Annotated in this window: 20 protein-coding genes; 11 read left to right on the top strand and 9 right to left on the bottom strand. The window is 76.8% G+C overall.

The genetic code is table 11. The annotated features are described in order from the left end of the window. Positions 1 to 98 precede the first annotated feature (98 nt). On the bottom strand, positions 99 to 1,286 hold the full coding sequence (locus ACI8AR_RS21785) for a ribonuclease D (RefSeq protein WP_457052858.1): 1,188 nt from the start codon (positions 1,284 to 1,286) through the stop codon (positions 99 to 101). A 225-nt stretch (positions 1,287 to 1,511) separates the two neighbouring features. Then, positions 1,512 to 2,144 (bottom strand): DUF3000 domain-containing protein, encoded by a 633-nt coding sequence (locus tag ACI8AR_RS21780; RefSeq protein WP_457052857.1) that lies wholly within the window; start codon positions 2,142 to 2,144, stop codon positions 1,512 to 1,514. A gap of 76 nt (positions 2,145 to 2,220) precedes the next feature. Here ACI8AR_RS21780 and hemE point away from each other — a divergent pair, with 76 nt between their 5' ends. From hemE to hemQ, 4 genes are read left to right on the top strand one after another with little or no spacing between them, the layout of a single operon-like run. Further along, on the top strand, positions 2,221 to 3,276 hold the full coding sequence (hemE, locus tag ACI8AR_RS21775) for a uroporphyrinogen decarboxylase (RefSeq protein ID WP_457052856.1): 1,056 nt from the start codon (positions 2,221 to 2,223) through the stop codon (positions 3,274 to 3,276). After that, complete coding sequence (gene hemG, locus ACI8AR_RS21770) at positions 3,273 to 4,640, top strand: protoporphyrinogen oxidase (RefSeq protein ID WP_457052855.1); 1,368 nt, start codon at positions 3,273 to 3,275, stop codon at positions 4,638 to 4,640. The genes hemE and hemG overlap by 4 nt, the downstream gene beginning before the upstream one ends. A 22-nt stretch (positions 4,641 to 4,662) precedes the next feature. Next, the gene (locus tag ACI8AR_RS21765) at positions 4,663 to 5,097 is read left to right on the top strand and encodes a hypothetical protein (RefSeq protein ID WP_457052854.1); all 435 of its coding nucleotides are present in this window, start codon (positions 4,663 to 4,665) and stop codon (positions 5,095 to 5,097) included. A 22-nt stretch (positions 5,098 to 5,119) separates the two neighbouring features. Next, positions 5,120 to 5,836 carry a hydrogen peroxide-dependent heme synthase gene (gene hemQ, locus ACI8AR_RS21760; RefSeq protein ID WP_457052853.1) on the top strand — a complete coding sequence of 239 codons (717 nt, stop codon included), beginning with the start codon at positions 5,120 to 5,122 and terminating at the stop codon, positions 5,834 to 5,836. Between the two features lie 106 nt (positions 5,837 to 5,942). Here the strand turns inward: hemQ and msrB are convergent, their stop codons facing one another. From msrB to ACI8AR_RS21745, 3 genes are read right to left on the bottom strand one after another with little or no spacing between them, the layout of a single operon-like run. After that, positions 5,943 to 6,362, bottom strand: coding sequence for a peptide-methionine (R)-S-oxide reductase MsrB (gene msrB, locus ACI8AR_RS21755; protein WP_457052852.1), 420 nt, complete (start codon positions 6,360 to 6,362; stop codon positions 5,943 to 5,945). 52 nt (positions 6,363 to 6,414) lie between these two features. Continuing rightward, entirely contained in the window at positions 6,415 to 7,071 is a 657-nt protein-coding gene (locus ACI8AR_RS21750; RefSeq protein ID WP_457052851.1) for a response regulator, read from the bottom strand. Beyond that, positions 7,055 to 9,196 carry a sensor histidine kinase gene (locus ACI8AR_RS21745; RefSeq protein ID WP_457052850.1) on the bottom strand — a complete coding sequence of 714 codons (2,142 nt, stop codon included), beginning with the start codon at positions 9,194 to 9,196 and terminating at the stop codon, positions 7,055 to 7,057. The genes ACI8AR_RS21750 and ACI8AR_RS21745 overlap by 17 nt, the downstream gene beginning before the upstream one ends. Before the next feature lie 174 nt (positions 9,197 to 9,370). On the opposite strand from ACI8AR_RS21745, the gene ACI8AR_RS21740 reads away from it, so the two are divergent. Then, complete coding sequence (locus tag ACI8AR_RS21740) at positions 9,371 to 10,009, top strand: hypothetical protein (RefSeq protein WP_457052849.1); 639 nt, start codon at positions 9,371 to 9,373, stop codon at positions 10,007 to 10,009. Between the two features lie 74 nt (positions 10,010 to 10,083). Further along, positions 10,084 to 10,563: a hypothetical protein gene (locus ACI8AR_RS21735; RefSeq protein WP_456928635.1), complete on the top strand. Its 480-nt coding sequence runs from the start codon at positions 10,084 to 10,086 to the stop codon at positions 10,561 to 10,563. Positions 10,564 to 10,632: 69 nt separating this feature from the next. On the opposite strand, the gene ACI8AR_RS21730 is transcribed toward ACI8AR_RS21735, so the two are convergent. Beyond that, the gene (locus tag ACI8AR_RS21730; protein ID WP_387990932.1) at positions 10,633 to 10,836 is read right to left on the bottom strand and encodes a cold-shock protein; all 204 of its coding nucleotides are present in this window, start codon (positions 10,834 to 10,836) and stop codon (positions 10,633 to 10,635) included. Positions 10,837 to 11,079: 243 nt separating this feature from the next. On the opposite strand from ACI8AR_RS21730, the gene ACI8AR_RS21725 reads away from it, so the two are divergent. Next, entirely contained in the window at positions 11,080 to 11,289 is a 210-nt protein-coding gene (locus tag ACI8AR_RS21725) for a hypothetical protein (RefSeq protein WP_457052848.1), read from the top strand. A 58-nt stretch (positions 11,290 to 11,347) separates the two neighbouring features. Here ACI8AR_RS21725 and ACI8AR_RS21720 read toward each other — a convergent pair whose 3' ends face one another. Both ACI8AR_RS21720 and ACI8AR_RS21715 read right to left on the bottom strand, forming a co-directional pair. After that, positions 11,348 to 13,078, bottom strand: coding sequence for a GmrSD restriction endonuclease domain-containing protein (locus tag ACI8AR_RS21720; protein ID WP_457052847.1), 1,731 nt, complete (start codon positions 13,076 to 13,078; stop codon positions 11,348 to 11,350). A 100-nt stretch (positions 13,079 to 13,178) separates the two neighbouring features. Then, positions 13,179 to 14,291 (bottom strand): methyltransferase domain-containing protein, encoded by a 1,113-nt coding sequence (locus ACI8AR_RS21715; RefSeq protein WP_457052846.1) that lies wholly within the window; start codon positions 14,289 to 14,291, stop codon positions 13,179 to 13,181. A 187-nt stretch (positions 14,292 to 14,478) separates the two neighbouring features. Between ACI8AR_RS21715 and ACI8AR_RS21710 the strand changes: the two genes are divergently transcribed. Both ACI8AR_RS21710 and ACI8AR_RS21705 read left to right on the top strand, forming a co-directional pair. Further along, positions 14,479 to 15,090, top strand: coding sequence for a hypothetical protein (locus ACI8AR_RS21710; RefSeq protein WP_457052845.1), 612 nt, complete (start codon positions 14,479 to 14,481; stop codon positions 15,088 to 15,090). A 107-nt stretch (positions 15,091 to 15,197) separates the two neighbouring features. Next, positions 15,198 to 16,454: an NAD(P)/FAD-dependent oxidoreductase gene (locus ACI8AR_RS21705; protein WP_457052844.1), complete on the top strand. Its 1,257-nt coding sequence runs from the start codon at positions 15,198 to 15,200 to the stop codon at positions 16,452 to 16,454. 31 nt (positions 16,455 to 16,485) lie between these two features. Here the strand turns inward: ACI8AR_RS21705 and ACI8AR_RS21700 are convergent, their stop codons facing one another. Beyond that, positions 16,486 to 16,746 carry a hypothetical protein gene (locus ACI8AR_RS21700; protein WP_457052843.1) on the bottom strand — a complete coding sequence of 87 codons (261 nt, stop codon included), beginning with the start codon at positions 16,744 to 16,746 and terminating at the stop codon, positions 16,486 to 16,488. 40 nt (positions 16,747 to 16,786) lie between these two features. On the opposite strand from ACI8AR_RS21700, the gene ACI8AR_RS21695 reads away from it, so the two are divergent. Together ACI8AR_RS21695 and ACI8AR_RS21690 are read left to right on the top strand one after the other, a co-directional pair. Next, positions 16,787 to 17,566, top strand: a complete 780-nt coding sequence (locus tag ACI8AR_RS21695) for an enoyl-CoA hydratase/isomerase family protein (protein WP_457052842.1) — start codon at positions 16,787 to 16,789, stop codon at positions 17,564 to 17,566. 348 nt (positions 17,567 to 17,914) lie between these two features. Further along, a complete protein-coding gene (locus ACI8AR_RS21690; RefSeq protein WP_456937057.1) occupies positions 17,915 to 19,756 on the top strand; it encodes a BCCT family transporter in 1,842 nt (613 codons plus the stop codon). Positions 19,757 to 19,792 lie beyond the last annotated feature (36 nt).

The following is a 19,792-nucleotide window of genomic DNA, read 5'->3' as shown; positions in this document are numbered from 1 at the left end:
TGACCGGCGGGGGGCCGGGCCAAGGGGGAAATAGCCCGGGTAACCAAACTAGGGGCCGGTCGTCGGTTACCGGACGACGGGCCCCTCGTCGTTGCGGGCTAAGCGCGGGAGAGGGCGTCGGTGAGCAGGTCGCGGGTGAGCCCGACCTGCCACTCGCGGGCGCCGCCGGCGCGCAGGGCCGCGGCCACCGTCCCGGCGTCGCGCGGCTCGGGCGGGGTCCACATCAGCCGGCGCACCAGGTCGGGGGAGAGGACGTTCTCCACCGGCACGCTGAGCTCCTCGGACAGGGCCGCGAGGGCCTTGCGCGCGGTCTGCAGCCGGGTGGCCGCCGCGGGGTCGCGGTCGGCCCAGCGGTTGACCGGCGGCGGCCCGTCACCGGGGCGGCTGTGGGGCGGGAGCTCCGCCTCCGGCAGCGCCCGGCCGCGGGCCAGCGCGCCGAACCAGGTGCCCACCAGCCGCCGGTTGGCCCGGCCGCGGAAGACCGGCAGCTCCAGCAGCGCGCCCTCGGTCTGCGGATCGGCCTGGACGGCGGCGACCATCGCGGCGTCGGGCAGCACCCGGCCGGGGGCGACGTCGCGGCGGCGGGCCAGGTCGTCACGCGCCTGCCACAGCGAGCGGAGCATGCCGAGCTGGCGGCGGTTGCGCAGCCCGTGCACGCCGGACGTGCGCCGCCACGGGTCCTGGCGGGGCGCCGGCGGGCCGGCGGCGAGGATGGCGGCGAACTCCTGCCGCGCCCACTCCGTCTTGCCCTGCTCCTCGAGCAGCGCGGCGAGCGCGTCGCGGAGGTCGACGAGCACCTCGACGTCGAGGGCGGCGTAGACCAGCCACTCCTGGGGCAGCGGGCGGGTGCTCCAGTCGGCCGCCGAGTGCCCCTTGACCAGCGAGTACCCGAGCAGCGACTCGACGACGGCGGCCAGCCCCACCCGCGGCAGCCCGGCGAGGCGGGCGGCCAGCTCGGTGTCGAAGACCCGGCCCGGGACCATGCCGATCTCGGCCAGGCACGGCAGGTCCTGGTTGGCGGCGTGCAGCACCCACTCGGCGTCGGCGATCGCGTCCTGCACGACCGACAGGTCCCCGAGCGGGACGGGGTCGACCAGCCCGGTGCCCGCGCCGGCACGGCGCAGCTGCACCAGGTAGGCGCGCTGGCCGTACCGGTAGCCGGAGGCGCGCTCGGCGTCGACGGCGACCGGGCCGGTGCCCGCCCGCAGGGCGTCGGCGTAGCGCGCGAGCGCGTCGGGGGTGTCGATGACCGGCGGCAGCCCGTCGCGCGGGGCGAGCAGGGGCACCGGGGCGGGCGCCTCCGGAGCGGGCTCCGGGGCGGGCTCCAGGCCGTCGAGGGGGAGGGGCTCGGTGCTCAGTTGCCGTCCACCTACCCGCCGTCCCGTCCGTACGCGCCACCGGTCCCGCCGGCTCCCGGGGTGTGCAGGCCGAGCGGCGCGGACCCGGGGGAGTGCGTCCCGTCACCCCCGATGGTAGAGACCGCGGCGCGCCGGCCGGTCAGGGGGCGGCGGTCAGGGCGTGCCGGGGACCGGACCGGACGGGCCCAGCAGCGCGACGCCCGGCGGTGGCAGCCCGGCCGCGTTGGCGAGCACCTGCAGCCAGGCGTCGAGGTGGCGGCCGAGCGCGGTGTCCTCGGCGGTCCAGGAGGCGCGGAGCTCGACGTCGACGGTGTGCTCGGGACCGGCGAGGTCGCCGAAGCGGGTCGAGGCGGTTCGGGTGACCGTGCCGCCGAGCGCGTGCGAGGCCGCGCCGGACTCCTGCAGGGCGTCGGTGAGCCAACTCCAGGCGACCTCGGAGAACATCGCGTCGTCGACCATGTGCTCGTCGGTGCTCGCCGACAGGTACCCGACGCAGCGGGTGGTGCCGTCCCAGGCCTCGTGGCCGTCGGGGTCGTGCAGCACGATGAACCGGGCGACGGCGACCTCGACCTCGTCGTCGCCCTCTCCCTCGACGACCCGCGCGGCCAGCGCGTGCGCGTGCGGCGCCAGGCGCTGCGGCGGCGGGATCGTCTCGAGGACGACCTCGGGGCGCACCCGCACCGCGGCCAGGGACTCCAGGCCCGCGACGAAGGCGGCCGGACGGTCGTCGGAGCCCGCACGCGCACCGGACCCGTCCCGGGACCCGGCCAGGCTGTGTGGCTCCACGCTCGCAGGGTAGGGGCCGCGGGCCCGGTCTGTCTCGGACGCGCCGCCGCTGCGGGGTCTGGGAGGATCGGGCGTCGTGAGCACCGCACCCGCCGTCCCGCCGTCCCCCGCCGACTCGGACCTCGTGCGGGCCGCCCGCGGCCTCCCCGTCGGCCGGACGCCGGTGTGGTTCATGCGGCAGGCCGGCCGGTCGCTGCCGGAGTACCGGGCGCTGCGCGCGGGAACGGCGATGCTCGAGGCCTGCCAGAACCCCGACCTGGTCACCGAGATCACCCTGCAGCCGGTCCGCCGGCACGGCGTGGACGCCGCGATCCTCTTCTCCGACATCGTGCTGCCGCTGGTGGTGGCCGGGGTCGACATCGAGATCAAGCCCGGCGTCGGCCCGGTGGTGGCGAGCCCGGTGCGCACCGTCGCCGACGTCGACGCGCTGCCCGACCTCGAGCCCGACCGGCTGGAGTTCCTCGCGACGGCGGTGCGCCGGCTGGTCGCCGAGCTCGGCCCGACGCCGCTCATCGGCTTCGCCGGGGCGCCGTTCACGCTGGCGACCTACCTCATCGAGGGCGGCCCGTCCAAGGAGCACGCCCGCACCAAGGCCTTCATGTACGCCGAGCCGGAGGCGTGGACCCGGCTGCTGGACCGCCTCGCCGTCTCCGCCGCGACCTTCCTGCGCACGCAGATCGACAACGGCGCCGCGGCGGTGCAGCTGTTCGACTCCTGGGCCGGCGTGCTGTCCGCCGCCGACTACGGCACCCGCGTGCTGCCGCACTCGCGCGCGGTGTTCGACGGGCTCGGCGACCGGGACGTGCCGCGCATCCACTTCGGCGTCGGCACCGGCGAGCTGCTCGCGCTGATCGGCGACGCGGGGGCCGACGTCGTCGGCGTCGACTGGCGGGTGCCGCTGGACGAGGCCGCCCGCCGGGTGGGGCCGCAGCGCTCCCTGCAGGGCAACCTGGACCCGGCCGTGCTGCTGGCCGACCGGGAGACCGTCGACCGCGAGGTCCGCCGCGTCGTCGAGCAGGGCCGCGCCGCCCGCGGGCACGTGTTCAACCTCGGCCACGGCGTCCTGCCCGAGACCGACCCCGGCGTGCTCACCCACGTCGTCGAGCTGGTGCACGAGCTGTCCGCGCGATGACCCGGGTCGTCGTCGTCGGTGCCGGCGTCGCCGGGCTCACCGCGGCGTTCGAGTGGCGCCGGCGGCGGCCCGCCGACGAGGTCGTCGTGGTGGAGGCCGGCAGGCGGATCGGCGGCAAGCTCGACCGGGTCGAGCTCGCCGGCGTCTGGTACGACACCGGCCCCGAGGCGGTGCTGGCCCGGGTGCCGGAGGCGGTCGAGCTGGTGGAGGAGCTGGGCCTGGCCGACCGGCTGGTCGCGCCGCGCACCACACAGGCGTCGATCGTGCTCCCCGACGGCCGCCACCCCCTGCCGCCGGGCACCGTGCAGGGCGTGCCGACGTCGGCCGACGGGCTGGCCGGCGTGCTCACCCCCGACGGCGTCGCGCGGGTGCGCGCGGAGGCCGACCTGCCGCCGCTGCGCCTGGAGGGCGACGTCTCCGTCGGCGGGCTGCTGCGCGCGCGGCTGGGCGACGAGGTGGTCGACCGGCTGGTCGAGCCGCTGCTCGGCGGCGTCTACGCCGGCCGCCCCGACGACCTCTCGCTGGCCGCGACCATGCCGGCGCTGGCCGCCCAGCTCGCCCGCGCCGACTCGGTGCTCGCCGCGGCGCTCGCCGCCCGGGACGCCGGTGCCCGCAGCCGCGGCGACGCCGACGGGCCGGTGTTCGTCACCGTCGCCGACGGGATCGGCGCGCTGCCCGCCGCGCTGGTGGCGGCGTCGGGCGCGCAGGTGCGGCTGCGCACGCCGGCGCACGCGATCCGCCGCGCGGGCGGGCGGCTGGAGGTGGCGGTCGGGCCCACCGCCGCGCCGGAGGTGCTGGCGGCCGACGCGGTCGTCGTCACCGCGCCGGCCGGGAAGTCCGCGCGGCTGCTGGCGGGGGTGGCGCCGGACGCCGTCGAGCCGCTGCGCGGCATCCCGTACGCCTCGATGGCCGTCGTCGCGATGGCGTTCCCCGCCCAGCCGGTCGACGCCGGGTCGGGGCTGCTCGTCCCGCCGGTGACCGGGCGGCTGGTCAAGGGCGTGACGGTGTCGTCGTCGAAGTGGCCGCACCTGTCCGGCGACGGCCTGCTGCGGGTGCGGGCGTCGGTGGGCCGCTACGGCGACGAGGTGCAGCTGCAGCGCGACGACGACGAGCTGACCGCCGCGGTGGTCGCCGACGTCGCCGACCTGCTCGGCCTCGAGCGCCGCGAGCCGGTGGAGGCGCGCCTGGTGCGCTGGGGCGGCGGGCTGCCGCAGTACCTGGTCGGGCACCCGCAGCGGGTGGTGGCGGTGCGCGACGCCGTCGCCGCGGTGCCGGGGCTGGCGGTCGCGGGCGCGGCCTACGACGGCGTCGGCGTCCCGGCGTGCATCCGCGGCGCGCGCCGCGCCGTGGAGGCCCTGGCCTGACCGGGGCTGACAGGCTGTGCCGGTGACCTCCTCCCTCGTCCTGCGGGCCGCCCTGCTCGGGACCGCCGCCGGCGGCCGCAGCTCCCTGGGCCTGGCGGTCCCCGCGCTCGTCGCCTCCCGGCGCCGGCCGGTGCGGCTGGCCGCGCTCGCCGCCGTCGCGGGGGAGCTGGTCGCCGACAAGCTGCCGGCCACGCCGTCCCGGACGATCCCGCCGAGCGTCGCCGTCCGGCTCGCGGCGGGCGCCGCCGGTGGCGCGCTGCTGGCCCGCCGGCGGGGCGGCCGGCTGCTGCCGGCGCTCGCGGGCGCGGCCGGCGCCGCGGCGGGGACCCTCGGCGGCGCGCGGTGGCGGCGGCTCGCCGGGCGGCGGGGGCCGGACCTGGCGGCGGCGCTCGCCGAGGACGTCGTCGTCGTGACGATCGCCTCGCTGGCCGGCCGGGGGAGCGGCGCCCGGCGCTGACCGGCCGCGCGACAATGGGGGCATGAGCGAGCAGACGGAGACCAAGAGCGTCGGCAAGCGGGCCAACGAGCTCAACGCCCTCATCCGCTACACGATGTGGTCGGTGTTCCGGCTCGCCCGGCCGCTGGCCGACGACCGGCGCACCGCCGCCGCCGACGAGGTCACCGGGCTGTTCGAGGAGCTGGCCGGCAAGGGCGTCGTCGTCCGCGGCACCTACGACCTCGCGGGGCTGCGCGCCGACGCAGACCTGATGGTCTGGTGGCACGCCGAGACCCCGGAGGCGCTGCAGGAGGCCTACACCCGGCTGCGCCGCACCGAGCTCGGCCGCGCGCTGGAGCCGGTGTGGTCGCAGATGGCGCTGCACCGCCCGGCCGAGTTCAACCGCAGCCACATCCCGGCGTTCCTCGCCGACGAGGAGCCGCGGCGCTACGTCTGCGTCTACCCGTTCGTGCGGTCCTACGAGTGGTACCTGCTGCCCGACGAGGATCGGCGGGACATGCTCAAGGAGCACGGCATGCAGGCCCGGCCCTACCCGGACGTGCGGGCCAACACCGTCGCCTCGTTCGGCCTCGGCGACTACGAGTGGATGCTCGCCTTCGAGGCCGACGAGCTGCACCGCATCGTCGACCTCATGCGCGACCTGCGCGCCAGCCGCGCCCGCCGGCACGTGCGCGAGGAGGTGCCGTTCTACACCGGCATGCGCAAGCCGGTCGCCGAGCTGGTCCGCGACCTGGCCTGAGGCCGGCCCGCGGATGATCAGCTGACCTGATCATGCTGCGTCCTGGCTCACCGTGGGAGGTGAGCCAGGACGCGTCAGCGTGAGCCAGGACGGCGTCCGGAGCCGGTCAGCCCTCGGCGGGGACCAGCCGGATGGACACGGAGTTGATGCAGTAGCGGTCGCCGGTCGGCGTCTGCGGGGCGTCGTCGAAGACGTGGCCGAGGTGGCTGTGGCAGGTGCCGCAGAGGACCTCGGTGCGGACCATCCCGTGGGTGCGGTCCTCGCGGAGCACCACGTTGTCCGCCGACGACGGCTCGTAGAACGACGGCCAGCCGCAGTGCGAGTCGAACTTGGTCTGCGAGCGGAACAGCTCGGCGCCGCAGGCGCGGCAGGTGTAGACGCCGACGGTCGTCGTGTCGACGTACTCCCCGGTCCACGGCCGCTCGGTGCCGGCCTGGCGCAGCACCGCGTACTCCTGCGGGGACAGCTGGGCGCGCCACTCCTCCTCGCTCTTGGTCACCTTCGGCTGCGAAGCGGACGTCGTCATGCCCGGGAGAACGACCCGGGCCACGGCCGGATTCCCCGCCGGGTTCCCCGCCTCACCGGCCCAGGCCCGCCTCCCGCGCCCGCACGATCGCCTGCGCGCGGTCGGTGACCTGCAGCTTGGTCAGCACGTTGGAGACGACGTTGCGCACCGTCTTCGGCGACAGGTACAGCGCCGCGGCGATCTGCGCGTTCGACCGCCCCGCGGCCACCAGCTCCAGCACCTCGCGCTCGCGGGCGGTCAGCTGCGGGAACGCCGTCTCCGGCCCGGCCGGGCCGGCGGTGAAGAACTCGGCGATCCGCCGGGCCAGCGCCGCGCCGAACACCGCCCCGCCCGAGGCGACGGTGGTGATCGCGCGGACCACCTCCTCCTGGTCGGCGCCCTTGAGCAGGTAGCCGCGGGCACCGGCGCGGACGGCGGCGAACACCGTCCCGTCGTCCTCGCTCATGGTCAGCACCACCACGCCCACCGACGGCGCCTCTCCCGCGATCCGCCGGGTGGCCTCGATGCCGTCGAGCACCGGCATCTGCACGTCCATCACCACGACGTCGGGCAGCTGCTCGCGCACCACCTCGACCGCCGCGGCGCCGTCGGCCGCGGTGCCGACCACCTCCAGCCCCGGTACCGAGCCGAGCAGCAGCGCCAGCCCGTCCCGGTAGACCGGGTGGTCGTCGGCGACGACGATCCGCAACGCCTCATCGGGCTCGGTCACCCGTTGCTCCTCCCTCGACGGGCAGCACCGCCCGCACCTCCGTCCCGCCGTCGGGCGGGCAGCTCACCGTGCACCGGCCGCCGAGCTCGGCGGCCCGCTCCCGCAGCGACACCAGCCCGACGCCGGCCGCGCGGTCGGGCGCAATCCCGACGCCGTCGTCGGCCACCGCGACGACGAGGTCGCCGCCCGTGCGGGCCAGCGTGACTCGCACGCGGGAGGCGGCGGCGTGCCGCGCCGCGTTGGCCAGCGCCTCCGACGCGATCCGGTAGGCGGCCACCTCGACGGCGGCGGGCAGGTCGGCCAGGCCGTCGGCGTCCACGGTCACCGCGACCGGCGGGGGGAGCAGCCGCTCGGCCTGCTGGCGCACCGCCCCGGCCAGGCCGAGGTCGTCGAGCGCGGGCGGGCGCAGGTCGTGCACGAGCCGGCGGACGTCGGCCAGCGCGGCGGAGACGTCGTCGCGGGCCTGGCGCAGCAGCCGGTCGGCGTCCTCGGGGCGGGCGGCGGTGAGGTTGCGGGCGGTGTCGATGCGCAGCACCACGGCGCCCAGCGACGGACCGAGGCCGTCGTGCAGGTCGCGGCGCAGCCGGCGGCGCTCCTCCTCCCGCGCGGTGACCAACTGCTCGCGGCTGGCCTGCAGTTGCGCGGCCAGCGAGCTCGCGCGGGCGGCCGCGGCGGCCTGCCGGACGACGTCGGCGAGCAGCCGCTCGTCGCGGGTGACCAGCTGCGCGCGGACGCCGTCGCGGGGGAGCAGCAGCCGGCCGACCTGCTCGCCGCGGTAGGCGATCGGCAGCGACTGCACCGCGGCCGGGCGGGTGCCGTGCTCGGCGACCAGCCGACCCCCGTCGGCGGAGTCCACCTCGACGCCGACGTAGGGCGTGCGGAACGCCTCGGCGATCCCGGCGGCGACCGCCACGAGCTGCTCCTCGGCGCCGTCGGAGCGCTCCAGCCGCTCGGCCAGCCCGGACACGACGCGGTAGGGGTCCTCCCGCTCGCCGAGCACCCAGCGGCGGACCAGCCGCCACAGCGGCGCGCGCAGCGGTATGTAGACGCCGGCGACGAGCAGCAGGGTGAGCAGCGTGGCGTCGCGCTGGCCGAGGCCGTCGCCGAGCAGGGCGCCGGCGGCGGCGAGCACCAGCAGGTCGAGCAGCACCACGCCGACGGTGAGGCCGCCGTGGACCAGGGTGCCGCCGAGCAGCCGGTCGACGTCGACCGCGCGCGGCCGCAGCACGCCGACCGCCACCGCCGACCCGGTCAGCGCCACGGCGACGGCCAGCGCCAGGGTGCTCGGGTCGGCCGGCAGCAGCAGCGTGGCGAGCATGACGAGGACGTCGACGACCGCGGCCCACAGCAGCCAGCGCATCCGGGTGCGGTCCTCGCCGTCCGCCCGCCGGTACCGGGCGACCACCGACGCGGCCGGGACCGCGATGCCCAGCACCGCGAGTGGGAAGCCGATCCGCAGCAGCGGCAGTGCGACGGCGGCGGGCAGCGGCAGCGAGGTGAGGTCCAGGTCGAGGGCGCCGTAGGCGGGCGCGATCGCCGTCCCCTCGTCGGCGGTGAAGGCGACGTCCGCGGGGACGACGAGCAGCAGTGCCGGCAGCAGCGCCGTCGAGGCGAGGCTGGCCACGCTCAGCGGGCGCCACCGGCCGCCGGGCAGCCGGCCGTCGGGGTAGAGCAGGAGCAGCAGCGGCAGCCCGAGCAGCAGGGCCGAGCCGAGCCGCTCGACGGTCCAGAACGCCAGGCTGCCGCCGGCCCGCGGGGTGCCGTCCTGCAGCGACCACGACACCCACGACTCGGCGAGCCCGTCGACGGCCCAGAACGCAGCCGTGCCCGCGACCACCCACGAGACGGCGTTGCGCGGCGCGCGCAGCAGCAGGAGCGCTGCGGGGACGGCGAGCGCGAGGCCGGGCAGGGTGGCCGGCCAGCCCGGCTCCCGGCCGAGTGCCGCCCGCACCGCCGACGGCGTGGTGGCGTCGAGGACCGCGGCGGTGACCGCCGAGCCGACGACCACGGCGAGGACTCCCGCGGCCGCCGTCGTCCGCGCCCACCGCCGCCTGCCGGCACCGGGCCGGGGGAGGGGCTCCGGTGCCGGATCGGTCCGCCCGTCCACCGGGGCCTGCGCCTGCACGCGCGCATCCTCGCCTGCCGGTGTCCCGATGGGCACGAGGCGGCCGTCCCGTGTCACCCGGGACACGGGACGGGACCGGATCCGTGGCGGCGGGCCCTGGGTGCCCGGGACGCGTCCCCGCGACGGTTCTCCCCGAACGGCGCACACGGCGCCGCACGACGACGGAGGACCCCGATGTCCCTCACCACCACCCCCGCCCCCGCCCGCACCGACCTCGCCGCAGCCGCCGGCACCCGGCCCGCCGCCTCGATCCGCTCGGTGCGCACGGCCGGGATCGCGGTGACCGCCGGCTCCGCCTCCTGGGCGGCTGCCTGCGCCCTGCTGGGGACGACGCCGCCGGCGGGCACCTGGCAGGCCGCGGTGATCAACCTGACGGCGTTCGCCTTCCAGCTCGGCCTCGTGTTCCTGGTGTCGGCGCAGATGCGCACCGGGGCGATCGGCACCGGCCGGCTGGCGCGGACCCTGCTGCACGTCGAGCACGCGCTGCTCGCGGTGGCGATGGTGTCGTCCCTGATGTGGGCCCTGACGCCCTCGCTCTACGACACCGGCTTCTTCTTCGCGATCGACCTGTTCTGGCCGCTGTCGATGCTCGGCATGGCCGCCATCGGCGTCCGCATCGCGATCGCCGGGCGGTGGACGGGCGTAGCCCGCTTCTGGCCGATGGTCGCCGAGAGCTGGGCGCCGGTCACCGTGCCCACGGCGTTCCTGCTGCCCTCGGTCACCCAGTACGTCGGCGCCGCCCACCTGCTCGTCGGCTACGTGGTCCTCGGGATCGTCCTGGCCACCCGCCCGCACCTGACCGGCGCGCGCTGATCCCCGACCGCGGCGCCCCGCCCTCCCGTGACCCGGGTGGCGGGGCGCCGTCGCGTGCGGCGGAGACTTCCCGGGTGACACCTCCTGGCCAGCCGCCGCTCGACCGGCCCCTGCCCGACACCTGGTTCCGCCGCGACCTGCCCGTGCTGCGGGCCATCGCCCGGCTGGTCGACGAGCCGAAGCACGGCGGCGCGCCGTACCTGCTCGGCTCCGTCGTCCCCGGCAGCGGTCTGCCGAAGGCCGACGTCATCGCCGCGGCCAAGGCGCTCGCCGCCGCCGGCTACATCGAGCCGCTGACCAACCACGCCGGCGACATCGTCCGCATCACCGGCATCTCCGCCGAGGCCCGCCGGCTCGCGGGGCTGTGGCCGACCCCGCAGGGGGAGTGGGAGCGGCTGCTCGAGCAGGCGGCCACCCGAGCGGAGAAGGCGCCGACCGACGTCGAGCGGCAGCGCTGGCGGGCCTTCGCCGACGCGGCGCAGGCGGTGGGGCCGGACGCGGGGGCGCTGTTCATGCAGGCGCTCGTCGGCGGCTACGTGCCCCGGGCCCGCTGAACCGGTCCCCGGACGCGACAGCGCCCCCGCCCGGGGACCGGACGGGGGCGCTGGCGGAGGCTCAGGCGATCAGAGCGGGGTGACGTTCGCCGCCTGCGGGCCCTTCTGACCCTGCTCGACGTCGAACGAGATGCGCTGCCCCTCGTCGAGCGTGCGGTAACCGCTGGTCTGGATGGCCGAGTAGTGGACGAAGACGTCCGGTCCGCCACCGTCAGGGGTGGCGAAGCCGAACCCCTTCTCCGCGTTGAACCACTTGACAGTTCCTTCGGGCATTGCGCTCGCTCCTAGCTGCGATGGTGCATCGGGGTCCTGCCAGTGCGCAGGGCCTTCCCGACGGGCAGACCATAGCCGTCTCGACCCCCTCCGGTCGCCCCGGGGCCGCGCGCGTCGGCTCCCGGACCTGCCGGGACCGGTCTTGCGGGAATCGTGCGGTTCCGCGGAGAGAGGCCTGCGGGGGGCCGGTCAGGGTGGGCGGTGCCGGGACGGACCCCGGCCCGCCGACCCGAGGAGCCCGTCATGGAGACCACCGCGCGTCCCACCGAGCCGCTGGTGCTCGTCGAGCTCGCCGACCTCGACCCGGCCGACCTCGACGCCCTGCTGGCCGCGGAGCTGGAGGAGCGCCCGGTCGAGTTCGCCGAGCTGCTCGCCGACGTCCTGCGCTCCACCGGCACCGCCGCGGCCCTGGCGCACCGCCTGGGCGCGCACGCCGCCCTGCTCGCCGACTGAGCACCCCTCGATCTCGCCGGCCCGACCCGCGCCACGGGGGTGGGGGTCGGGCCGGCGGTCACGACTCGCAGCCGACGCCGTCGTGGTCGCGGTCGAACTTCTCGTCCCAGCCGGGGTCCCCGGGGTGGATGGGAGCCGCCCCGGCGGCGCGGACGGCGTCGCAGTTGGCGTAGCTGACCGAGGTGCCGGGCACGGGCACGGGCACGGGTGCGGGCACCGGCGCGGGCGCAGGGGCCGGCGCCGGCGCAGGGGCCGGTGCAGGAGCGGGCGCCGGGGCCGGCGTGCTGGGCCGGGTGGTCGTGGGCGCCGGGGTGGTCGGCGCCGCCGTCCGCGGCACGGCGGCGACCACGCCGCCGGGCAGCGGCTCGGCGGGGCAGGTGCTCAGCACGGTGGCGATGGCGTTGCGCTCGGCCTGGGTCATCCAGAGTCCGTAGCTGACCTTCACCGCCACCTGACGGGTCACGTACGCGCAGCGGTAGGAGCGGTCCGGCGGCAGCCACGTCGCGGCGTCGCCGTCGCCCTTCTGCATGTTGAGCGGCCCGTCGACGGCGAGCAGGTTGAGCGGGTCGTTGGCGAACTGGGCGCGGCGGCCGCCGTCCCACTGCTGGGCGCCCTTCTGCCACGCGTCCGAGAGCGCGACGACGTGGTCGATCTGGACGTCGTCGCTGGTCGTCTGCCCGCGCTGGAAGGCGATGGTCCGGCCGGAGTAGGGGTCGTCGAGGGTCCCGGTCAGGACGACGCAGTCCCGGGTGCCCGGCTTGAACGTCTCGCCGGTCAGGTCGCGGGCGAGGACGTCGTTGCGGGTGTCGCAGCCGTTGCGGTCGGTGTCCACCCAGCCGTTGCCGAACAGGTCGCGGTCGTAGCCGGTGCGCGGCGCCCGGCCCTGCACCGGGACGGCGGCGAGGGCGGCCAGCGCGGTGGTGGGGGCGGCGGACCCGACGGCGTCGTCGGTGGCGTCGTCGGAGAGCAGCCCGGTGGCGGAGTCGACCGCGGGGACGGCGGTCTCGGCGGTCTCCGACTGCGCCAGCGCCTCCTCGGCGGCCTCGGTCGCGGCCTCCGCGGCGGCGTTCCCCCCGGCCGCGGAGGTGGTGGGCGCGGCCGCGGAGGTGGGTGCGGGCGCCGAGGCGGCGGTCGGCTCGGCGCGCGGCGCCGTCACCCCGCCGACGACGACGGCCGCGAGGCCCGCCGCGACCACGGCGCCCCCGACCCGGCGGGAGGCGATGAACGCCCACCGCGCCCGGCCGGTGACGACCGCGCCGAGGCCGACGAGCAGCGCCACCAGGCCCACCGCGAGCAGCCCACCGGGCAGCCCCGACCCGGCGATCCCCGCGACGACGACCAGCAGGGCGACCGCGGCCGCGACGCCGAGGACCGCCCGCTGCCGCCGGTCCGCTGTGGGGATCGGCGGAAGGACCGGCGGCAGGAACGGCGCCCGCGCGCGGTCCGCCTCGGCGGAGAAGGCCACCAGGACGTCGAACGGGTCGCTGCCGGCGAAGGGGAACCGGACGTCCACCCGGGTCGCGTCGGCGCCGGGCAGCGCGGCGGCGAAGGCGCGCTCGGCGGGGGAGGGCGATGTGAGCTGCCGGCCGTCGACCAGGAGCGTGACGCTGCGCCCCGACGGCGCCCGCCGCACCAGGCGCAGCGTGGGCTCGTCCCCCCACGGCTCGGGCGCGACGTCGTAGCCGAGGGCCGCGGCCTCGGACACCACCGCGCGCATCGGCGTCCCCGGCGACCGACCGGTGTGGTGCCGCAGGACGGCCTGGACGGCAGGGTCGGACAACGACGCCATGTGTGCTCTCCCCGTGGTGTGCTCCGGTGCACCGGCCCGCCATCGTCCGACGTGCGGACCCGCCGGTACGGGAACCGCAGCGGCCCCGGGGCGCGTGGGGTCAGAGTGGCGAGCCGTGACCTGCCCGCGGCGTGCGGGCGACGTACACGGAGTCGAGCGGGTCGTCGGGGACCTCGTGCACCTCGACGTCGACGAAGCCCGCGGCGGCGAGCATCTGCCGGGCGCGCTGCTCGCCCCACACGGTGCCGAGGCCCGCGCCGCCCTGGGCCAGCGAGACGGTCAGGCAGTGCAGGGTGCTGACGCCGTACAGCCAGGGGGCGAACGGGTTGCCGAGGTTGTCCTCCAGCGCGCTCGCGGCCCGGATGTCCATCATGAGGAAGACGCCGCCGGGCTCGAGGGCGCGGCGGATCCGGGCCAGCACGCCGGCCGGGTCGGCCTGGTCGTGGATCGCGTCGAACGCGAGGACGGCGCCGAACGGCGGGTCGACCGGCACCTCGGTCGCGTCGCACACCTCGAACGCGGCGTTGGCCAGGGCCTGGTCGGCCGCCTCGGCGCGGGCGCGGGCGATCGCGTCGGCGGAGAAGTCGTAGCCCACGAACCGCGAGCGGGGGTACGCCCGCGCCAGCAGGTTGATCGCGTGCCCGGTGCCGCAGCCGACGTCGGCCACGCGGGTGCCCTCGGCCAGCCGCTGGGGGAGCCCGCCGGCGAGGGGCACGACGTCGTCCAGGAGGTGGCCGTCGAACAGGCCGCGGTTGCCCTGGTCCATGACGTCGGTGAACTCCGGCCGGAACGCGCTGTAGGGGACGCCGCCGCCGGTCCGGAAGGCCTCGGCGACCTCGCCCACGTGGCGGCCGAGCAGCCCGGTGATCCGGCTCAGCGGCGCGAGGTCCAGCGGGCCGCCGCCGGTCAGGCACGCGGCGTGCTCGGCGGGCAGCGCGTAGCGGCCGGTGGCGGGGGAGTACTCGACGATGCCCGCGGTCACCAGCCCGCCCAGGCACTCGCGGACGTAGCGCTCGGCCAGCCCGGCCCGCGCGGCGATCTCGGCGCTGGTGCCGTCGCCCGCGGCGAGGGCCTCCAGCAGGCCGGTGCGGTACCCGAGGTCGACGAGCAGGGTGACCAGGCTGTCGGTGTAGGCGGCCATCAGCCGGCCGGCGAAGGCCTCCACCCGGGCCGGGTCGAGGGCGCGCGGCGGGGTGTGCGTGTCGGCGGTCATCGGGGCTCCGCTCGGTGCGTCCCCCGTGCGACGGCCCCCGTGCGACGCCCGGACGCTAGACCCGCCGGCGGACCGGGAGAAGGGCCCGTGGTCCACCGGGCGCGGACCCATCGACCCCGGTGCCGCCCGGTCGTAGCGTTCGTGGTCCCACGGGGGCCGGACAGACGCCGTCGGCGGGAGGCTCGCCATGTTCGCTCAGGTCATCCAGGGCAGGACGACGGACACCGAGGCCGTGTTCTCGGCCGTGGAGGACTGGGTGGCGCACCTGTCGCCCGGCGCGGAGGGGTGGCTCGGCAGCACCACCGGCGTCACCGACGACGGCTGGTTCGTGACGGTCGTCCGCTTCGAGTCGGCCGACGCCGCCCGCCGCAACTCCGACCGCCCCGAGCAGGGCCGGTGGTGGGAGGGGGTCCGGCACCTGTTCGAGGGCGAGCCCACGTTCCTCGACAGCGAGGACGTCACCGCGGACGTGTACGGCGACCCGGACCGGGCCGGCTTCGTCCAGGTCGTGCAGGGCCAGGTCACCGACGTCGCGCGCGCGAGGGAGCTCCTGGGCCAGGCGTCGCGGGAGCTGATGGCGGAGTTCCGGCCCGACGTCCTGGGCTCCCTGCTGATCGCCCACGAGGACGGGCGCTGGGTCCAGGTCGGCTACTACACCTCCGAGGCCGAGGCCCGCGAGGGCGAGCGCAGGGAGCCCCCGGCGGAGTGGCGGGAGGTCATGGAGGAACTGACGCGGCTGGCCAAGGAGCCGCCCACCTACCTCGACCTCCGCGGGCCCCTCCTGCACTCGCCGGGCTGAGCCGCCGGCCCGGGTGCCGCGCCCGCACCGGGTCCTGGTGCCCTGTCCCCGCCCCCGGGAGCGGTCTACCTTCGCGGGTGCCGGCTCTCCCGTCGGGGCGGTGCGACATGACCGAGCGCCCGTACGACGTCATCGTCGTCGGAGCCCGCTGTGCGGGCTCCACCACCGCGATGCTGCTGGCCCGCCAGGGCCACCGGGTCCTGGTCGTCGACCGGGCCACCTTCCCCAGCGACACGGTCTCGACCCACCTGGTCCATCCCCCGGGGGTGGCGGCGCTGCGGCGCTGGGGTCTCCTCGACCGGGTCGTCGCCTCGGGGTGCCCGGCGATCGACACCTACGCGTTCGACTTCGGGCCCTTCACCCTCGCCGGGGCGCCGGGCACCCCGGAGAGCCCGGTCGCGTACGCCCCGCGGCGGACGGTGCTCGACGAGCTGCTGGTCGAGGCGGCGGCCGGGGCGGGCGCCGAGGTCCGGCAGGGCTTCCCGGTCGACGAGCTGCTCGTCGAGGACGGGGTGGTGGTCGGGGTCCGCGGCCACGGCCGGGACGGGCGCCGCGCGGTCGACGAGCACGCCCGGGTGGTCGTCGGCGCGGACGGCCTGCACTCGCTCGTGGCCCGGGTGGTCCGCCCGGAGCAGTACCGGGAGCACCCGCCGCTGCTGTGCGGCTACTACGCCTACTGGAGCGGCCTGCCGATGCACGGCCGGTGGGAGGCCTACGACCGGCCGGAGCGGGCCTTCGCCGCGTGGGCCACGAACGACGACCTCACGCTGGTCATCGCGGGGTGGCCGTACCGGGAGTTCCAGGCCAGGAAGCGGGACCTCGAGGGCACCTACCTGCAGACGCTCGACCTGGCTCCGCCGTTCGCCGAGCGGCTCCGTGCGGCCACCCGGGAAACCCGCCTCGTCGGTGCGGTCGTGCCGAACTACCTCCGCACGCCCCACGGGCCCGGCTGGGTCCTGGTGGGCGACGCCGGCTACAACAAGGACTTCGTCACGGCGCAGGGCATCCAGGACGCCTTCCTGGACGCGGAGCTGTGCGCCGGCGCGCTGCACGAGACCCTCACCGGCGGGCGCCCGTTCGACGTCACGCTGGGCGAGTACCACTCCCGCCGGGACGCCCGCGTCCTGCCGATGTACGAGTTCACCCTCCAGTTCGCGTCCCTGGATCCGGCGCCGCCGGAGCTGCAGCAGCTGCTCGCCGCCGCCTCCGGCAACCGGGAGGCGATGGACCGGTTCGCGCGGGTCAACGCCGGGGTCGAGTCACCGGCGGGCTTCTTCGCGCCGGACAACGTCGAACGGATCCTGGCCGCGGCGCGGCGGCCGCCGGGTCCCCGTGCGCCGGACGGCCCGGTCGCGGTCGGCTGACCCCGCACCCGCCGGGCCCCACCCGGTCCGGTCAGGGCCGGTCGAACAGCAGGGTGTCGAGGCCGCGGCGCACCCCGGGTGCCTCGGCCACCCTCCGGATGGCCAGCAGGGTGCCGGCGACGGACCCGAAGACCCTGCCCTCGCTGCGCGACGCCGTCGCCTCCGACAGCGCCCGGCCGGCGGCGGACCGGGACACCCCCGCGGTGAGCGTCAGGTCCTCCGCGGCGTCGACGGCGGCCAGGATGGGCGGCGCGGTCCAGCCGGTCACGCCGGCGAAGCAGACCCGGATCACGGACCGACCCCAGGGTCGGCACCTCGCGGAGGAGCCCGGCATGAGCACGGTCCAGTACGAGCAGCGGGACGGCGTCGCGCGGATCCGGCTGGCCGACGCGGAGCGGGGCAACCCCCTCACGCCGGCGACGGTCGCTGAGCTGGGCCGCGCCGTGCGCCGGGCCCGCGCCGACGACGTGCACGTCGTGGTGCTCTCCGCCGCCGGCCGGGCCTTCAGCGTCGGCGGGGACGTGTCCGCCTTCGCCGCCGCCGAGGACGTCGAGCAGATGGTCGACGACCTGGCCGAGGCGCTGCACCGCGTCGTCAGCGACCTGCACCGGATGGACGCGGTGGTGGTCTCGGTCGTGCAGGGCACCGCGGCCGGCGCCGGGGTGCCGCTGGCCGCCGCGGCCGACCTCGTGCTCGCCGCCGAGTCGGCGCGGTTCACCCTCGCCTACACGCGAATCGGCTTCTCCCCGGACGGCGGCAGCACGCTGCTGACGGCCTCGGTCGGACTGCACCGGGCGCTGCACCTGGCGCTGCTCAACCCCGTCCTGTCGGCGGAGGAGATGCGGGCCGCGGGGCTGGTGACCCAGGTCCACCCGGACGCGGAGCTCGACGCGGCCGTCGAGGACGTGGTCGCGGCGCTGCGGTCCGGCTCGCGGACGGCGCAGGTGGCGGCCAAGCGCCTCCTGCGGGAGACCGCCACACCCGCCGCGGAGGCGGCCCTGCGCCGCGAGACCCTGTCGATCCGGGCGCGGGCCGCGGGTCCCGACGGTCGGGAGGGCGTGGCGGCGTTCCTCGGCAAGCGCCCGCCACGCTTCCCCAGCAGCACCCCCTGATCCCGGCGCCGGGGCCTCCGACCGGCACTTCCGCCGACACCCCGATCGGGGTCGGGGACGGCTCTCGGCGGCCCCGTCACGGCCGGGTGGCGCGGCGCGGCCGGGGTGCGAGGCTGTGGTGTGCGTCACGTCCGACCCTTGTCCCTCCGGCGGAGCTCTGGTTCCCTCTTCCGAAGTGGGTCTCGAATGACGCAACAGTGATTGGGGGACGTCATGGTGGAACCACGCGAACCCATCCCGCCGTCGCGCCGGTCGGACCGGTCCGAGGCGGTGGAGGCCGGTCCGGCGGAGGCCGGCGGCGCCGCAGCCCGGGAGGACCGCCCCGTCGTCCACGCCACGGACGTCACGGTGACCGGGACCCACCCGGCGATCGCCGAGCCGCCTCCCTGCGTCGCCGACCGGTACTGGGCGGTCGACCGGGTCCTGTTCGCCGTCGCCGCGGCGATGGCACTGGGCTTCGTCGCCTGGGGGTTCGCGACCCCCACGGGCCTCGGCACCGCCAGCAGCTCGGTCCTCGGCTGGATCACCGGCAACCTCGGCTGGCTGTTCGTCCTGCTGGCCTCGGCCTTCGTCGTGTACGTGATCTGGCTGGCGGCCGGCAGGTACGGGCGCATCCCGCTCGGGCGCGACGACGAGCGGCCGCAGTTCCGCACCGTCTCGTGGATCGCCATGATGTTCAGCGCGGGCATGGGCATCGGGCTGATGTTCTTCGGGGTCGCCGAGCCGGTGTCACACTTCGTCGCCCCGCCGCCGCTGACGACCGGGGCCGAGACCTCCGAGGCGATCCAGACGGCGATGGCGACCACGCTGTTCCACTGGACGCTGCACCCGTGGGCGATGTACGCCGTCGTCGGCCTGGCGATCGCCTACGGCACCTTCCGGCGCGGCCGCCGGCAGCTGATCAGCTCGGCCTTCATCCCCCTGCTCGGTGAGCGGCGGGCCACCGGTCCGGCCGGCCGGGTCATCGACGTCCTGGCGATCTTCGCGACGCTGTTCGGGTCGGCGGCCTCCCTCGGTCTCGGCGCCCTGCAGATCGGCAGCGGGGTCGAGATCCTCGGCTGGGCCGGGGACGTCGGCAACGGCGTCCTGGTCGCGATCATCGCGATCCTGACCGCCGCCTTCGTCGCCTCGGCCGTCTCCGGCATCGAGCGCGGGATCCAGTGGCTGTCCAACACCAACATGGTGCTGGCCCTGCTGCTCGCGGTGTTCGTCTTCGTCGTCGGCCCGACGATCTTCATCCTGAACCTGCTGCCCGACGCGGTCGGCAGCTACTTCTCCGACCTCGGCGAGATGGCCGCGCGCACCGAGGCCACCGGCGGCGACCCGATGGCCACCTGGCTGCGCGGCTGGACGGTCTTCTACTGGGCCTGGTGGATCAGCTGGACGCCGTTCGTCGGGCTGTTCATCGCGCGCATCAGCCGCGGCCGGACCATCCGGCAGTTCGTCACCGGCGTGCTCCTCGTGCCCAGCCTGGTCAGCCTGGTGTGGTTCGCAGTGTTCGGCGGGGCCGGGATCGCCGCCCAGCGCAGCGGCGTCGACGTGGCCGGCCAGGCCACCACGGAGGGCCAGCTGTTCGCCGTCCTGGAGCAGTACCCGCTGGCCACCGCCGCGACCGTGCTCGTGATGGTCCTGGTGGCGATCTTCTTCGTGTCCGGTGCGGACGCCGCCTCCATCGTCATGGGGTCGCTCTCCCAGCGGGGCACGCTGGAACCGAGCCGCTGGGTCGTCGTCTTCTGGGGCGTGGTGATGGGCTCCGTCGCGGCGATCATGCTGCTCCTGGGGGAGGACGGCGCCGCCCTGACGGGGCTGCAGAACCTGACGATCATCGCGGCGCTGCCGTTCGCGCTGGTGATGGCGGCGATGGCGGTGAGCCTGGTCAAGGACCTCCGGCGCGACCCCGTCGTGCTGCGGGGCAGCTACGCCACCCTGGCGATCGAGCAGGCCGTGGTCGACGGCATCAAGCGCCACGGCGACGACTTCGTCCTGGTCGTGGAACCCGCCCCGAGCGCTCCGGGTGCGGCCGGGGTGCCGGCGCCGTCGTCCCCGGCCGACGCCGAGCCGGAGAGCCGGCGGCCGGTCACCGCGACGGGCAACTTCGTGGTGCCGCCGGGGGGCACGGCCGTCCCCGCCCGGGAGCCGGGCCAGTCCGAGGCGGAGTCGATCGGCCGGCCGCTCGGCCCGCGCGACTGACGGGCCCCGCCGCCCGCCCGCTCCCGGCCGCACCGC

Source organism: Geodermatophilus sp. SYSU D01036, from assembly GCF_054050435.1.
The sequence above is the reverse complement of the archived record's forward strand: the minus strand, read 5'-3'. Positions and strand labels throughout refer to the sequence as shown.